This is a genomic window from Sphingobium sp. OAS761, assembly GCF_024168485.1.
Lineage (GTDB): Bacteria > Pseudomonadota > Alphaproteobacteria > Sphingomonadales > Sphingomonadaceae > Sphingobium.
This window is the reverse complement of the sequence record NZ_JALJVY010000012.1, coordinates 145123-160760: the sequence shown is the minus strand read 5'-3', so window position 1 is coordinate 160760 and position 15638 is coordinate 145123. Positions and strand designations below refer to the sequence as shown.

Sequence of the window (15638 nt, the reverse complement as noted above, 5' to 3'; positions counted from 1 at the left end):
CCCGGCTGTCCTGCCATTCCTGCCTCCGCCACAGCGTCGGCCAAGTGAATCAAATCTACCCCTCAAAGGCCAGCGTTTTTCGAGGTGTCCAACTTCAAAGTTCGATTTTTGCCGCCAAAGCCATAATATTTTGATCGAGCGCGAATAGTGCTGATCGCAAGATGTTCGTGGTAGTACCACGACACCTTGGCAAGGGCGGCCCGCTGCGCGCCTCCCGTTGCATCCCCCCGGCTCGTGGCGCTTCCCGCTCCCTGTCCAAGCGGTGCAAATGCAGCCTTATGGACAGGGCCGGATCAGCGCCAACGGGGAAACTTCGCTTCTCCCCGAACCCCATCGACAAACCCTGCGCGGATTTGATGCGCGGCAGAGGCTTGGAGATTTGCCTCTCCACCCTGCACTCGAACCATGCATATGTCATATGAGAAGTTGACCAACAGCCTGCCTAGGCGCGATCTTGCGTGAATGCAGCTTACAATCGAGATTCCGGATATCGCCCGTTTCAATGACGAGGAAATGCAACGGCTTCCATTGATGCGTGCCCGTGACGGTCAGTGGAGCGCCACTACCAAGTCCTTGCTCGCTCGCTTCAAGACAAGCAAGTTGAAACTCAACGAGGCTTGGGCTGACACTTGGGAGCGCTGGTCGTGCCCAAGTTGCCAACGGCAAAAATCGGCAATTGCCCGCATCGTCAACGGGAACGTCCTCCTTTGTCAACTCGACAGGCATCATGATCATTTAAGCGATTTGGCACAGTCGATCTTCAAGCAAGGGTTACCGCAGGATTTGTCGGATACGCAGATTCAAAGCCGTGTTGCCGCCAAGGTGGCGCTTTTCCGGATGATCCCTCGGTTTGAGCCAACGCTGCTTTGTGCAGACTGCAATCAGGTAGAAGGCGCGATGAAGGCTGCGCTGGGAGGAGTCATTGATCCCAATTTCAGCTTCTCGCCGAGCGAGATCGCGACATTCATCATGCCGGAAGCGAACAAGCCCCATGTTCCGATAGTTGAAGCTGGGCGCAAGGCGTGGGAATTGGCAGCGCCGATTTTTTATGATCGCGTAGCTTTCGCCCGAACGATGTCTGAACGGATTCATGCAGGTCTGCATGACCAACAGCGTACGGCTACCCAAGGGTATTGGGAGCGAGATGACCGATCGATCATCAATAGCCTCGTGCTTGAGTCGGCACGCATTCAGGGCAAGCGGATAGATTTGAGCGACGCGATTATGCGCCGTTCTCGCGGCGTGGATGGAGTGAACACAGGGCGAGGCCACGACCGCAAGCGATCAGTCGTCGCTCCCACCCTTGCCGAATTTCAGCAGATTGATCGGCAGCTTGCCTCGTCCCCGCCTTGGAAATCGGCAGGACATGATTGGCGATGCTCGATCTGCGATCGCAGCAAGCAGCAAATTCTGAGAAAATCGAACAAGGGCCGCTGGACCGCGCGAATCCACGAATTGCGAGACTTTGAGGCGGAAACCGACCTTCAAAACCTGTTCCATCGTGCGCGACATCAGACCAGCCATATCGTGCTTCGAACGCACATGCCGTTTCTTGTGTGCCAAGATTGTCGCCAGATTGGAACGAAAGCGACAGAATTCGGTGCAACGGAAGACTGCTTCACATCCGATGATCTGCGGAGGCTGGTCGGATCGCCTGAACCAAATGCGATGCATCACCTGGAGCAAGATGCAATCCGAGCGGCGGTCGAGCGTCAATCCGACTGGATAGCTGCGACCGGCGATTATTGGGCACACCGCAATCGAGCGATAGATCTACACAGCTCCGTAAGTTTTCTCATATCCCGAGGCTGGCCATCTACTGAAGCCAGGTTGCACGTTCTCAATGATTATATGGATCATAAAGGCTTAGATGCAGGTAGGTGTGTTTCGGAATTTGATTGGCTGATAGAAGAAGGCAAACGACTACGCGAATAGCCGACCAGCACCCTCCGGATAGCGTGTTTGAATAGCTTAGGCCTCGACCCCGCTCAACAATCGCAGTTCTGCGACGATCTCATCGAGCGTCATTACGGCGGTGTTGAGGGCCACCTTGTCCGCCAACGTGGGGCTAAATGCTGCTACCTCATCCTTAGACACCTTGTGCCAGATCGGAAGAATGCGCGAACGCCCCGCCGTTTCCAGTTGAACGAGGCCGTCCAATTCCCGCTGCGGCCATTCCTTTCGGAAGAAGCTTTCAGATAGCACGACCACGCCGAACCGGGAGCGGGCAAGCCCTTTGTCTATTTCTCGACGCAGGCTGTCTCCCCACTTTAATGTTGTGTCGTCGTACCAGACAGTAAGACCGCATTGTGTCAGCCGGTCAGCCAGTGCCCGAACGAACGATTCTTTATCTTCAGAGGCATGGCTAATAAAAACGTCGTATGACAGCTGGGCGTTATCCTCAGCGCTAACCACCTGCGTTGAGGAGCCGATGATTTCTTGATGATCTTGCAGGCGTTGTTCTAGCTGCTTGATTTGCCGCGCTCGAGCGTCTTCCAAGCGCTTGGCTTCCGTAGCCAGGCGCTTGCGATCCCGCTCCTCCTCTCTCGCTACATCCTGCTGGTAGCGATTGAGGTCAGAGGTCTTGGATGCAATTTTCTTGGCCAGATCAGCGCGGCGCTTTTGCACATTGGCGATCTCGTTCGAAGCCCGCTCCGCATCTCTCAGCTTTGAAGTGAGTGTGTTCGGACTTTTCGCAGCATGAGCATCACGCGTCGCCCGAGCCAACTTCTGCGTCAAATCCGCTTCCTTGCGTGCCTCTTGTGCGTCCTTTGATCGCAAATCAGCCATTTCGCGTTGAACGCGAGCGACATTGTTACGGGCCGTATTCAACTGCGACATCACTTCTTCTCCTTCCGCCCAATGTAGCGGAATGCCGATCAGAACATAAGGGGAATCTTGACGAAGCGCTATCCCGCCAAACGAAGCGTTCGAAGGAACTACCCTGCTGCGATCCACCCGAGCAGGAGATTGCCATGACCATCATTTTCGAACGCCTTACCGATCGCCGCGTCATCGACGCGTATGTGAGCGGGCAACATGTCACCATAGTCGAAGCGCTCGACTGGTATGCTGACATTGATCTTACGCCTGATGAGGTCGACCAGCTTGCCGACGAGCTGCGCGCGATCGCCCAGCAAGCGCGAACTGCCCCGCCGGTAGAAACAAAGTCGGCGGAAACCGTCCTATCCCCCCAGACCAGCGGCCAAGCTGGATTATCCGATGCTCATTCCGCTGATCCAAGCGGCATTATCGAGGACCGGAGAACCGTCATGAGCAAATATACCGCCGAGGAAGTGGGTCGCATCTACAAGATCAAGAAGGAACCCGATCCGTGGGGTTGGATCGGACTGGCGCTGCTGGTCCTGTTCCTGATCGGTAGCTGCCATCACGGGTAGCTAGCGCAGGAGGCGCGGCCAAGGGCGGGGGGAAACTCCCGCCCTTTCTTTTCCCATCCATCGAAAGCGGCAACGATGATCGATCCCTCCCGCGAGGATTTGCGCTTTGGCGTGGCGCGCTGGGCGAACGATACCGAGATCGAACGCGCCGGGTTGTTCACCAAGGATGGCCTGTTCACAGGCTACAAAGGCGACCGCGCCCTTTTCCTCAAATCAGACAGCCCCGGCATCGTCATTGCTGGCTCGGGCGCGGGCAAAGGCCGTGACTGGCTGATCGAGACGATCCTGCGCGGCGGCATGTATCCCATGCTGGTCTGCGATCCCAAGGGCGAACTCGCCGCCGTGACCATTGCCAGCTTCATTCGCTGGAAGGCGTTTGTATATCTTTGGAACCCCACGCATCTGCACGGCATGGTCAGCCACGCGACCAACCCCCTCGATGTGCTGACGCTTTCCAGTTCCAACATCCACAGCGACTGCGCCGATCTCGCCGACTGCATGATCCCGCTGGTCGGCAACGGCGGCAACACCGGGCATCATTTCGAAAAGAAGGCGCGCGAATGGATTACCGCGTTGCTGAAATCGCTGGTCGAGCAACATGGCTATGTCACCATGCCGATGCTCTGGCGCATGATTCAGGCGATCCGCTCCGACGCGAAAGTTTGGGCAAAGCAACTCGAAGCCATGGACAGGTCATGCTTCGGCGATGTCACCGCCGCCGGTGTCGACATCTGGACCGCGCAGCGCCATTCGACCTCCAACGAGTTCGGGCTGATCTATTCGACGATCAAGGCGCATCTGTCTTTCCTCAACGATCCCACGTTGTGCGCGGCGCTGGAAAATCCCGACTTCTCGCTGCGCGACCTCACATCCGATCAGCTTACCAGCCTGTTCCTGATGGTGCCGCGCCGGAACATTCCGCAATGGGCACCCGTGCTGCGGCTGATGTTCACCGTCGCCATGCTCTACAAGGCGCGCGCGCCGCAGGCCCGCCGCCTTACCATGTTGATCGATGAGGCCGGGCAATTGGGCCGCTTCGAGGAATTGCTCAATGCCTTCACCATCGGGCGCGGCGAAGGGGTGCGCACGATCGCGGTGTTTCAGGACATCGACCAGATCGCCCGCAATTTCGGGCGCGAGGCCATCACGGGATTCATTGGCTCGGCGCAGTGGCGCTGCTTTTTCGGCGTTCGCGATTACCCGACCGCACAGCTTATCACGCATATGCTGGGCAATGAGACGCTCGAATATGACGACCGGCTCCAGCAGCAGAATGCGATCCGGATGCAGCGCGAGGCCAAGCGCCGATTCTTCCAAGGGGAAGACCCGCGACAGGCCGCCTATGATTATATGCATTACCGCGAGGCATCGGCATCGCGCGCCAAGATGCAGCGGGCGCTCATGACACCGGACGAGATACTGGCAATGCCCGACGACCAGATGATCAGCTTCATCTCCGGGCTGGACGTACCGCCGATACTTGCCAACAAATACCCCTACTACACGACCAAGAGCCTCAACGGCCTGTGGCTGCCCAATCCTTATCATCCGCCGCTCGACCACGTGAAGCTGCCCGGCATGTTCGGAGGATCATGGCATCGGGTGATCACGGCCAGCGTGCCGCCGGAATTGGCGCATTTCCCGCAATATGCCGATGGGAGGGTGCGCTATGTGCAGAAAGATAATTCATGATGGACTGTTGGCCGAGTTCGGGATGGCAGCTGTTGTTCGCCTTGCGGGAATTCCGGTCAGAAGGACTGCACAACCGTAGTGGCACCATATTGACTCTAGGCGCAGTTGCTTTGGCAAGACCTCAGGTCTCAACAGTTTCAAATTAGCATGACAAACAGTTAATCCTTCCTATTTCCTCTGCCTCGTGGAGGGGGGGGTTCCTCGTCCCCGGTGGCCGCGTCGTCGCCTCTCTGTCGACGCGAATGGTGACTCTCTCCAGCCATGCCCTGTCGTGAAGTTGAGCAAGCGTTCAAACGCCTTTGTAAGCAGTTCGTCGTCGTTGGCACGCCTTATCGTACCGATTCGTTTCAGGTACTGGTTTGCCACCTCTTGGGCTTGGTCCATTTGCCCATGGACAACCAAGGCACCCACATGGCCGTGCGCAAGAGTCACGATAGCGTAGTGGTCGCTGGGCCCTCCTATCGCTTTGTCCTGTTCGACAAGCGTCGTAACTGCTTTCAAGATTAACCCTCGTGTGTGGGCATCATAAAATCGGCGACGCGTCGCGACCTTAAGCTGGCAGTCTGCGAGTGCATGCTGTGCGTATTCGTTCTCTGGAAACGCTTGGATCGACTTGTCGAACATCTCCATGGCTTGGTCGTAGTCGCCAATCTCAGATAGGTACTGTCCGTATTGGAGCCAGTAGTGACCATCTAGCTGAAACGCCAAATCGAATTTCTCATAAACTTTCAGGCCTGATCGTACTGATCCATGAGAATTCGCTATATCCTTTAAAAAGTTATGACTTAGTAGATAACGGAACAAGACAGCATCAAACCGAGCTACATTTTTGATTATTGGGTGATCGTACTTGGTAAACGTCTGAAGCAATGCTGATATCGCATTCATCACCTCATCGACATTGGCTACCGAATCGAAAATATGACGAACATAGAGCTCATGACGAGCCGAAAGACGGCCATTTGCCTGTTTTACGACAATACCCTCTAGAGCGCTCACCGCGTCTTCGAAAGGCTGGCTTGCACCACTCGCTTCGTAGGCCTCGTGCGCAGCACCTGGGTCTATTCCGGCCCGGGAGAGTGATCCCAACCCACAGATCAGCAGTAGATTTTGCTGGTCGAGCGAGCCAAGCCCCTCGTACTCTTTGGTAATGACATCCGTGAATGCTTCCGCAAAAGTGGTTTCCTTCAACGCGATGAGAAGCTGCGATTTCGACTGAGCAAGTTGCTCACGTCGTTCGGCGACCGTCATCCGCAGCAGAGCCGGCGAAGGCACATATTTTAGCAGGCGGTCGATGAGAGGTTGATAGTCTGGCTGCACGAACCGTTCGAACTTGAAACTCTTACTGACATCCGAGAGTTGCCGCTTTAGGCGACTGTTCCATTCGCCGGGTCGTGCGCTGCTGAAAATTGTCATCCTCTCGGCTGGCACTGACAAAAGGTCCTCACGAAAGGAATCGCCAAAAACAAAGGCATCGGCGATGTAGACGACAATATGCTCACTCGCCACAGTGCCGCAAAGAAGTTGCAATGCTGCTCGGAGGGATGGAACCTCCCCGCGGATTTCATAAAAGGGTGTGTCATCGTTATCTTGCGAATACCGCAGAAGCGCCTGCATCAACGCGGTGGATTTACCGCTACCCGCTTGCCCCACGATCATAGCAATCTGGTCTTTGTCGAAGATTGACTTAGTAACGAATTTCAGAAGTTCATCTGTCTGCTTGAGCCAGACCGGCGTGTCCGATACCGCAATTCGCCAACTCGGCGGCGCCCCTTCAAGAAACTTTCGAGAAGCTGCATTCCTGACTTCCGGCTCGAAACTCAGTGAATCTGCAAGAGTTGCTGAGTACTTATGCTGATAGATATAAGTCGCAAGTATGGCCGATCGTTCATCAAGGTGGCGTGCCTTCACCGTACTAGCCGCAAACTCACTCAATTCCGATGCTATGTCGATTGGACTATAGGATGTTCCGAGTTCGCTTCGAAGAAGCTCGTCAAAATCCGCTAAAGTACCCTTGAGATAGACGATTTGACGAGACTCCAAATCCAGCAAGTCTATCGGACTCAGCTGGTCGGGGCAGATGAGGAATGCCTGTCCAAGCGGCTCTCCCGCAACGGGGCGCGCGCGATCTAGCTCATGGGAGAGAATTGGCTCCTCAAGTCGGCTTCCGACAAAGATCGGCACGCCTGAGACATAGTCCTGAGCAAGTTGCCGATACCAGTGATGCTTGCCGTCTATCAGCGCTTTGTTGTATTCGCTTTCCGTAAAGATGAACCCGTGTTCTGGCTTGTCGACCTCTCCGTGCAGATGGATGACGGGAAGAGTCTCAATACCGTGATCGGTATGCACCTTGTCAATCATGCCATTGTATGGCCGCCGCCGCTGGACTGAATGAGAAATGGCAGCGATCGAATCATCGATGTTCCAAGTATAAAGTCTCTTCCAGCTGAATTTTAGCAGAGACTTCAGTTCCTTTGAAGGCGTAATTCCTCGATATTGTTCAATCAAAATTTCATGAAATCGTTCTCTGCTCAAGATTTTTGGAACACATGCGGCAATAACCTTTTTCAATGACTCTCCATTGTAGGCAAGTCCTGCATCTTTGGCCACGATTTTGGCAAGCTCGTCGCCAAGTGCTACTTCCTTGTTGGAGCGGTTCTTGCTGGTTTTCGACGCACCGGCTCCCAATACGAGAAACGCACTTCCACGGCGAATTGCATTGAGGAGGTAGTTCTTCGCCTGCTCTTCGATTTTCAAAATCCTACCCCAGATTGCATGGTTACCGTCCACGACCCTTAGCCGACAATCGACCGGAAGAAAATCACTCCTCGATCACTGCATGTTGACCTGCCCGTATTGAGAATATTCGGCACGACACACGGCGTAGGCTAGCGCAGTCCAGCCTTGCTAGATCATTTGATATCTGGCGACGATGGCAATGTCGGGTTTCGATCCCATAGATCAGGGTGCTGGACGACTACAACAGGGCGGAAAACAGACAATTCGTTGCGCCAGAAATATCTCGACATTTTGTTCCATTTATGTTCTAATTCACCTCAAATAGCCGCAATAGCACCCTGATACAGCCCGCCACCGAGCGGGCTTTTTCGTGCCTATCCCCCCTGAACGGGCGCGATGAGCGGCTAATCTTCCAGACAGATCAACATATTATGCCGCGCTGGCTTTGCCTCGCGCGGATGAGGTTCCGCGTCATGCTGCTATCCTATGAGGATTTTCGAAGCTATTTCGAAGCGCGCGGCATCGCGGAAGCCGTGGGCCGCGCCCAGCTTGAAACATTCGAGCAGATAATCGACTCGTTCGTGATCGAGGGCCTTGAGGGCAAAGCCTCGGGAAAAGATGTCGATCCTGATTCCGATCCGGCCCTGATTCCGTTAGAATGGAATCAAATCCTCGAACTGATATTCAACGATGCCGCCGCCGATACGGGGGTAGGAAAGAAGGAGACATGAGCAACCCGACCGATGGACAGAAGGCGGTGATCTACTGCCGAGTGTCCGACCCCAAGCAGAAGACCGATGGCCACGGCCTTGAAAGTCAGGAAACCATCTGCCGCGAATATGCGGGCCGCAACGGCTATGATGTGATCCGCGTCTTTCAGGACGATTTCACCGGGGCGCATTCCACCCGCCCTGCGATGAAGGAAATGCTCGCCTTCCTGCGCCGCCAGAAGCAAACCTACTATGTGATCATCGACGATCTTTCGCGTCTCGCGCGCGATGTCGTCGCCCACCAGCAATTGCGCGAGGCCGTCAAGCGCGCAGGCGCGATCATGGTTTCACCCTCGCACCAGTTCCGTGAAGACAGCGACGGGCGCTTCGTCGAGAATGTGCTCGCCAGTTCCTATCAGCACCAGCGCGAGAAGAATGCCGAGCAGACGCTCAACCGGATGCGCGCGCGATGCCTCGATGGCTATTGGGTATTCCAGCCGCCGATCGGCTATCAGTTCGCCGAGGTCGTCGATGGCCGGGGCAAGAACAAGATATTGGTGCCCAAGGAGCCTTTGGCCTCCATCGTGCGCGAAGCGTTGCAGGGCTTTGCTACAGGCCGTTTCCAGACGCAGGCCGAAGTGCAGCGCTATTTCGAGGATCAGCCGGAATTTCCGCGTGACCACAAGGGCCGCGTCCACGGGCAGCGTGTTTACGACATCCTCCATCAGACTCTCTATGCGGGTCATATCGAGGTGCAGAAATGGAATGTGTCGCTACGCCCGGCCCAGCATCAGGGGCTGATCAGCTTTGAAACCTTCCAGAAAATCCAGCAACGCCTCAACGGCAATGCCAAGGTTCCCGCCCGCAAGAATGTGGGCGAGGATTTCGCGCTGCGCGGCTTCGTCACCTGCGGATGCTGCGACACCCGGCTTACCAGCTATTGGGCCAAGGGCCGCGCCAAGCACTATCCCTATTATCACTGCCCCAGCAAGGAATGTTCCGAATACGGCAAGGCCGTTCCCCGCGACAGGATCGAAGGGGAGTTCGAGGCCATCCTTCAAGACTTGCGCCCTTCGCACGACATGTTCGTGCTGGCCTATGGGGTTTTCCGCAAGCTCTGGGATATGCGCGCCGATGGCATCAAGACCCGCAAGAAGGAATGGGAATCGGAGGTCCGCCAGATCGAGGGGAATGTGACCCAGCTTATCGACCGGGCCATGGACGCGGAAAGCCCGACACTCATCAGAGCCTATGAAAACCGCATCCAAGGGCTGGAGGCCCGCAAGGCGGAACTGCGGGAACGGATCGCCCAAACGGGCCGAACGCCTAAGGACTTCGAGCGATCATTTAGAACCGCCATGACCTTCCTCGCAAACCCGCACAAAATATGGGTTTCCGGCGATTTCAGGCACAAAAGGCTGGTCCTGAAACTGGCCTTTGCAGACAAGCTGCAATATCTGCGCGGAAGCGGTTTTAGAACCGCCCTAACATCCTCACCTTTCACACTTTTATCCGACTTGTCGGGGGGAAGGGAGGAGATGGTGCACCCAACTGGATTCGAACCAGTGGCCCCCAGATTAGGAATCTGATGCTCTATCCTGCTGAGCTATGGGTGCCCGGCCCCGCTCTATTGCGCGCGGGGCGCCGGGTCAATTCTTCGCGCGTCGGGAGATGACGGGAAGCGGCAGGGGCGCGACCTCGACGCCCTCTGCCATCAATGCCTTCGCCTCGGCCGGGGCGACCTCCCCATGGATGCTGGCACGGTCCTGCTCGCCATAATGCATCGCGCGAGCCTGATCGGCGAAGTCGCGGCCGACCCAGGTGGAATTTTCCAGCACCTTTTCCTGCGCCTTGGCGAGCGCATGGATCATCGCGCGCATCTTTTCCTGGTCGGCGGGCGCGCCCATGACCACGGGCTGGTCGCCGCCGGAGGTTTCAGCGGGCCGGGGCACCGCCATGCGGTTGCCCTTGGCCGCGACGGCAGGTGCCATCACCGCCTTCGCCACCGATCCGTCGCCGCATATCGGGCAGAGGATGAGGCCCCGCGCGCGTTGCGAGTCATAATCGGCGCTGGAACCGAACCACGCCTCGAACACATGGCCGTGCGCTTCGCACTTCAGGTCGAACACGATCATGCGATGCTCACGTCGGCAGGGATCGGGCGGCGGTTGGCGATGGCGGGCACGCGCCCGCGGACTTGCACGATACGGTCCAGATCGAGATCGGCAAGGCCCAGCCCGGGATCCTCCCCCATATCCAGCACGACCTCGCCCCAGGGATCGACCACGAGGCTGTGCCCGTAGGTGACCCGCCCGTCCTCATGCGTGCCCGTCTGCGCCGCCGCGATCATGAAGCAGCCCGCCTCGATCGCGCGGGCGCGCAACATGATGTGCCAGTGCGCCTGCCCGGTCGGCACGGTGAAGGCGGCGGGCGCTACCAATATCGTCGCGCCCGCATCGCTGAGCGCGCGATAGAGATCGGGGAAACGCAGGTCGTAGCAGATGGAAAACCCCATCCGTCCCCATGGCGTATCGGCCGCGACCACCCTCTCGCCCGGCCCGTAGACGGCGGATTCACGCCAGGATTCGCCGGTGGCCAGATCGACGTCGAACAGGTGGATCTTGTCGTAATGAGCGCGGATCGCGCCGGTATCGTCGATCAGGAAACCGCGATTGACCCAGCGCCCGTCGGTCCGCTCACCCTTGAGCGGCAGCGAGCCGAGATGAACCCACAGACCCGCCCGCGCCGCCGCTTCGCATACGGCCGCCAGCACCCGGTCATCCGCCTGCGTTCGCAGCGTGTCGGCCGCGCGGCGCCGGTCACGGTCGAGATAGCCCGCCATTTCCGGGGTCAGGAGCATATCCGCCCCCTCCCCCTTCGCGCGGTCGATCATCGCCGCGATCGCGTCAGCGTTCGCGGCGGGATCGATCCCGCTGGTCATCTGGAACAGGGCGGCGCGCATGAGGGTCAAAGGCCCAGCAGCGGGTCCAGCTTGCCCGAGCGGTCGAGCGCGGCCATGTCGTCGCTGCCGCCGATATGGCGGCCGTCGATGAAGATCTGCGGCACGGTGCTGCTGCCGGGCGCGCGGTCCAGCATCTCGTCGCGCCGGGCTCCGCCCATGGTGATGTCATATTCCTCAAAGGCTACGCCCTTGCTTTCCAGCAGGGATTTCGCGCGCGCGCAGTAACCGCAAAATGCCTTGGTATAGATTTCGACGTTGGCCATCAGACTGTCATGCTCCTTATGATCCGACATTGGAAGAACGCGCCGCTTTGTCAATCGGGCCCGTCATGCGGCAGCGCCCGCGCCCAGCAAAGCAGCGTGACGTGGCGGACCCCGCCCCGGCGCAAGGCCCGCGCGCACGCCGCCGCCGTCGCGCCGCTGGTGTGGACGTCGTCGATCAGCAGCACACGCCGGCCCGCCAGCCCGTGAGTTGGCGTGAGCGCGAAGGCGCCACGAACCGCCCTGTCCCGCTCCTTCGGATTCATGCCGCGCAGGGGCCGGGTGCGCTTCACCCGGCGCAACGCATGGCGATCGACCGGCAATCCGGTAATCCGCGCAAGATGATCGGCGATCAGAGCCGACTGGTTGAAGCCCCGGTTCCACAGACGCCAGCGATGCAGCGGCACCGGCACGATGACCGGCGGGTCGTCCACGCCATCGGGGACATGCCGAACCATGTGCCGGGCAATCAGCCGCGCCAGGCCGATGCGCCGCCCATATTTGAGCCGCAGCGCGACGGTTCGCGCGATGTCGCCATAGGCAAGCACGGCCCGCGCGCCATCCCAGGGCGGCGGATCGGCGATGCAGCGCGCACATTCCGCTCCCGGCCCCATCTCATGCGGGAAAGGCAGGCCGCAACGCGCGCAGCAGGGGTCGGAGAGGAATTCCATGCCGTCCCAGCAGGCGAGGCAGAAGGCCAGGTCCTGCGCCACGATGGCACCGCAACCCGGGCAGCGCGGCGGCAGCGCGAAATCGACCGCCGGAGCGATGGCGGCCTTGAGAAGCGGGACGAGCGGCATCATGTGCCTTGTCCGCGCTTCGCCCCCGATGCACAAGGCCTGCCATGACCGCCGCCGACGCCCGCCCAGACATTTTCGACCGTGCCCGACGCGCGCGGAGCCGCGACCGGATGATGCCGTGCTTTGCGGCACATGATTTCCTGTATCGGGCGATGCTGGAAGAACTGGTGGACCGGCTGGGCGCGGTGCAGCGGGACCTGCCCGAAGCGCTGGTCATCGGATGCCCGGACGGCAGCGCCCGGGCCGCACTGGAGGCAATGGGCAAGCGCGTCGCCTGCGTCGATCCCGGTTTCCTGGCGGCGCGATCGGCGCGCGGTGTGCAGGCGGACGAGGATGTCCTGCCGTTTGCCGACGACAGTTTCGACCTGATCGTCGCCTGCGGCACGCTGGATAGCGTCAACGACCTGCCGGGCGCTCTGATCCTGATGCGGCGCATGCTGCGGCCTGACGGGCTGATGCTGGCGGCATTCGCGGGCGCGGGCAGCCTGCCCCGCCTCAAGGCCGCACTGCTGGCAGGCGAAGGCGACCGACCGGGACAGCATGTCCATCCGCAGGTCGACGTGCGGTCCGCGGGCGATCTGCTGAGCCGCGCAGGCTATGCGATGCCGGTGGCGGACGGGGAAACGCTGGGCGTGCGCTATGGAGAGATCATGCGGCTGATGCACGAGCTGCGCGGCATGGGCGCGGGCAATGTCCTGCGGGCGGGGGCGCCGCCGCTGACCCGCAACGTGCTGCTGCGCGCCGCCGCTCATTTCGCCGATGCCGCCGATCCGGACGGGCGGACGGCCGAGCAGATCGCGGTCATTTATTTGTCCGGCTGGAAGCCCGATCCCAGCCAGGCGAAGCCCGCCAGACGCGGCAGCGCGACCATGTCGCTCGCGGCGGCGCTCAAGGAGGCGGATACGAAATAGGGCCAAACATGGATCGGGCGCCCTGTGCGCCGTCAGCGCAGGGGCACACCGGTTTCAAGTCTTTGCATGTCGGCTTTGTTCACAATCGGCGAGTCCGTCACGTCGTGCGAGGACCATGTTTGTCCGTCATGGTCGTAGGCGACATGGCTGGCGCGGCGAAAGGCGGCGCCGTCCCAGACGATGACCTGCAATTCCATCGCATTGTTCCGGCGGACATGCAGCCAGTTGAAACTTTGCGGTTCCGCGTTGCGGAGCCGGGTGGAGGTGGCGGTGCCGGCCTGTATCACCAGCGCGCCGCCGCTATTTTCCACCATCCTGCGCGCCGATTCCGCATAGGTACGATGAAAGTGACCGGCCAGGGCCAGGTGCACGCCCGCCTGGCAGGCGGCGCGGACGGCATCGTCATGGCGGCCGACCGCCTCGCTCCATTCCCCGCCCTTGCCGATGGGCATGGAAAAGAGCGGGTGGTGGGTGACGAGAATGCGGGTCTTGGCCGCGGCAACGCCCGCAAAGCGATCCCGCAGCATGTCCATCTGGTCATGGTTGATGCGCCCGTCCTTGATCGTCAGCGAACGCGCGGTGTTGATGCCCAGGATCGCGACCTCGTCATCTTCGTAGAAAGGGCACAGGTCGTTGCTGATATATTTTTCATAGCGGTGCAGCGGCGCGGTGAAGCGGCGCACCACATCGTAGAGCGGGATGTCATGATTGCCCGGGATGACGAGGGTGCGCAGCCCCGCAGCGCGCAGGCGGTTTAGCCAGGCGGCGGCCTGCCGAAACTGGTCCACCCGTGCGCGCTGCGTGAAATCACCGCTGATGACGACGAGGTCCGGGCGGCGATGTTCCAGCCAGGCCGTGGCGGCATCCACGATTTTCTGATCATGCGCGCCGAAGTGAATGTCTGACAGATGAGCGATACGGGCCATGCAGGAGTAACGAATCCTCCGGCGATGGTTTCCTTGCCGGACCCTAATCCTTCGACCCGAGTTATTGCGGCATGGAAACAAAGCCCCTGCCCAAGGACGCCGTCCTGATCGTCAATGCCCATAGCCGACGCGGACAGGATCTGTTCGCCCAGGCCAGGCGGAAGCTGGAGGCGGCGGGCGTCCGGCTGATCGCCGCCCATGCCGTGGAACAGCCCGAAAAGCTGGCGGAGACGGTGCGGGAGGCGGTGGCGAGCGGCGCACCGATGGTGATCGTGGGTGGCGGCGACGGCTCCATGTCGGGCACGGTGGACGAACTGGTTGGGCGGGACATCGTGTTCGGCGTACTCCCGCTGGGCACCGCCAACAGCTTCGCCCGGACGCTGGACCTGCCGCTCGACCTCGACGGGGCGGTGGAAACCATCGCCAATGGCCGACGCCGGCGGGTGGACCTGGGCATGGTGGACGGCGATTATTTCGTGAACGCCGCCTCGCTGGGCCTGTCGCCGATGATCGGACAGACGGTTCCGCACAAACTGAAACGCTATCTGGGCCGGATCGGCTATCTGCTCTGGGCGGCGAAATGCTCGGTCGGCTTTCGCGCCTTTCGGCTGACCATCGACGATGGCGGGCAGGAACACCGGCTTTGGTCAACCGAAGTCCGGGTGCTGAACGGCCCCTATCATGGCGGCGTGGAATTGTCGGACGATGCCGCCGTCGATACGGGCGAAATCGTCGTGCAGGCGGTGGTCGGCCGCAGCAAGCCGCGTCTCGCCTGGGACTGGTACGCCAAATTCTTCAAGCTGCGCGACCGCAATGCCCATACGGTCGAATTTCACGGGACCCAGTTCCGCATCGACACCCGTCCGCGCCAGCGCATATCCATCGACGGCGAAGTGTTGGCAAGGACGCCGGTCACCGTGAAGATCGCGCCGGGCGCCATTGAAGTAGCCGTGCCCGACGACGACAAGGATGCTTCGGGGAAAAAATGATGGGGGGAGAGCATCTCACTCAATCCCCCCATGCCTGGCCTCGCCTCTGCCGGTTTTCCCGGCGGCACCTCTCCTCAGGATATTATGTTGGCGCGGCTTTGGCGTGAGCCTTCTAGCCCGACCGGATGACAAAAAAAAGGCTGATCCGAAGATCAGCCTGGAAGTTTTAGGAGAGGATGCCTGAAAGGCCTCTTCGCTGTGGCCGCGGCGCCACATTTTGACAAATGCGAAGGGTGAAACCGCGATTGCGC

General features: G+C 59.5%; 14 protein-coding genes and 1 tRNA gene. 7 read left to right on the top strand and 8 right to left on the bottom strand.

Annotated elements, in window-relative coordinates; translation table 11 throughout:
- Positions 1–462: 462 nt before the first annotated feature.
- The gene (locus tag J3E64_RS16690; RefSeq protein ID WP_253344162.1) at positions 463–1935 is read left to right on the top strand and encodes a hypothetical protein; all 1473 of its coding nucleotides are present in this window, start codon (positions 463–465) and stop codon (positions 1933–1935) included.
- Between the two features lie 36 nt (positions 1936–1971).
- Here the strand turns inward: J3E64_RS16690 and J3E64_RS16685 are convergent, their stop codons facing one another.
- Complete coding sequence (locus J3E64_RS16685; protein ID WP_253344161.1) at positions 1972–2841, bottom strand: toll/interleukin-1 receptor domain-containing protein; 870 nt, start codon at positions 2839–2841, stop codon at positions 1972–1974.
- Positions 2842–2975: 134 nt separating this feature from the next.
- Here J3E64_RS16685 and J3E64_RS16680 point away from each other — a divergent pair, with 134 nt between their 5' ends.
- Entirely contained in the window at positions 2976–3398 is a 423-nt protein-coding gene (locus J3E64_RS16680) for a hypothetical protein (protein WP_253344160.1), read from the top strand.
- Between the two features lie 75 nt (positions 3399–3473).
- Positions 3474–5090 (top strand): type IV secretory system conjugative DNA transfer family protein, encoded by a 1617-nt coding sequence (locus tag J3E64_RS16675; RefSeq protein WP_253344159.1) that lies wholly within the window; start codon positions 3474–3476, stop codon positions 5088–5090.
- Between the two features lie 168 nt (positions 5091–5258).
- On the opposite strand, the gene J3E64_RS16670 is transcribed toward J3E64_RS16675, so the two are convergent.
- Positions 5259–7847, bottom strand: coding sequence for a tetratricopeptide repeat protein (locus J3E64_RS16670; RefSeq protein ID WP_253344158.1), 2589 nt, complete (start codon positions 7845–7847; stop codon positions 5259–5261).
- 455 nt (positions 7848–8302) lie between these two features.
- Between J3E64_RS16670 and J3E64_RS16665 the strand changes: the two genes are divergently transcribed.
- On the top strand, positions 8303–8560 hold the full coding sequence (locus tag J3E64_RS16665) for a hypothetical protein (protein ID WP_253344157.1): 258 nt from the start codon (positions 8303–8305) through the stop codon (positions 8558–8560).
- The gene (locus J3E64_RS20865; RefSeq protein ID WP_367398641.1) at positions 8488–10128 is read left to right on the top strand and encodes a recombinase family protein; all 1641 of its coding nucleotides are present in this window, start codon (positions 8488–8490) and stop codon (positions 10126–10128) included. The genes J3E64_RS16665 and J3E64_RS20865 overlap by 73 nt, the downstream gene beginning before the upstream one ends.
- On the opposite strand, the gene J3E64_RS16650 is transcribed toward J3E64_RS20865, so the two are convergent.
- The 5 genes from J3E64_RS16650 to J3E64_RS16630 form a co-directional block, all read right to left on the bottom strand.
- Positions 10079–10155, bottom strand: a tRNA-Arg gene (locus J3E64_RS16650). The two genes, J3E64_RS20865 and J3E64_RS16650, sit on opposite strands and share 50 nt — an antisense overlap.
- 33 nt (positions 10156–10188) lie before the next feature.
- Entirely contained in the window at positions 10189–10674 is a 486-nt protein-coding gene (locus J3E64_RS16645; RefSeq protein ID WP_253344154.1) for a DUF1178 family protein, read from the bottom strand.
- The gene (locus tag J3E64_RS16640; protein WP_253344171.1) at positions 10671–11501 is read right to left on the bottom strand and encodes a carbon-nitrogen hydrolase family protein; all 831 of its coding nucleotides are present in this window, start codon (positions 11499–11501) and stop codon (positions 10671–10673) included. The genes J3E64_RS16645 and J3E64_RS16640 overlap by 4 nt, the downstream gene beginning before the upstream one ends.
- A 5-nt stretch (positions 11502–11506) precedes the next feature.
- The gene (grxC, locus tag J3E64_RS16635) at positions 11507–11764 is read right to left on the bottom strand and encodes a glutaredoxin 3 (RefSeq protein ID WP_253344153.1); all 258 of its coding nucleotides are present in this window, start codon (positions 11762–11764) and stop codon (positions 11507–11509) included.
- 50 nt (positions 11765–11814) lie between these two features.
- The gene (locus tag J3E64_RS16630; protein ID WP_253344152.1) at positions 11815–12564 is read right to left on the bottom strand and encodes a ComF family protein; all 750 of its coding nucleotides are present in this window, start codon (positions 12562–12564) and stop codon (positions 11815–11817) included.
- Between the two features lie 41 nt (positions 12565–12605).
- Here J3E64_RS16630 and J3E64_RS16625 point away from each other — a divergent pair, with 41 nt between their 5' ends.
- Positions 12606–13472: a class I SAM-dependent methyltransferase gene (locus J3E64_RS16625; protein WP_253344151.1), complete on the top strand. Its 867-nt coding sequence runs from the start codon at positions 12606–12608 to the stop codon at positions 13470–13472.
- A 32-nt stretch (positions 13473–13504) separates the two neighbouring features.
- Here the strand turns inward: J3E64_RS16625 and J3E64_RS16620 are convergent, their stop codons facing one another.
- A complete protein-coding gene (locus J3E64_RS16620) occupies positions 13505–14398 on the bottom strand; it encodes a metallophosphoesterase (protein WP_253344150.1) in 894 nt (297 codons plus the stop codon).
- Between the two features lie 71 nt (positions 14399–14469).
- Between J3E64_RS16620 and J3E64_RS16615 the strand changes: the two genes are divergently transcribed.
- Complete coding sequence (locus J3E64_RS16615; RefSeq protein WP_253344149.1) at positions 14470–15387, top strand: diacylglycerol kinase family protein; 918 nt, start codon at positions 14470–14472, stop codon at positions 15385–15387.
- The last annotated feature ends 251 nt before the right edge of the window (positions 15388–15638 follow it).